1 pseudogene is annotated in these 274 nt (G+C 70.8%); it reads left to right on the top strand.

From position 1 onward, the window contains the following. Nucleotides 1–12 precede the first annotated feature (12 nt). Nucleotides 13–274 (top strand): annotated as a pseudogene (locus DSP71_RS23310) (serine/threonine protein kinase); the annotation flags it as partial.

Below are 274 nucleotides of genomic sequence, written 5' to 3'. Positions count from 1 at the left end.
CTCTCGCATTCGGTGACGCCGATCGACATCGTCGACGACCACCCGCCGGCGGAGGATCTGGACGACGACGGCGACGGCCTCACGCGGGTGCGCGAGATCGTCAGCATCGACCCCGACGTGGCATCGTTCACCCGCCCGTCGGCGACGACGCAGCGCAAAGAGCCTCCGGCCGCGCTGCCCGGCATCCCGCGCTTCGACGCGCCACTCGCCGAGACATCGTCCGTGCCGTCCGTCGAGCAGACGCAGCTGCGTGCTCCGACTCCGACTCCTGCTC

This window comes from Microbacterium sp. H6 (assembly GCF_003314775.1).
GTDB lineage: Bacteria > Actinomycetota > Actinomycetes > Actinomycetales > Microbacteriaceae > Microbacterium > Microbacterium oxydans.
The sequence above is the reverse complement of the archived record's forward strand: the minus strand, read 5'-3'. Positions and strand labels throughout refer to the sequence as shown.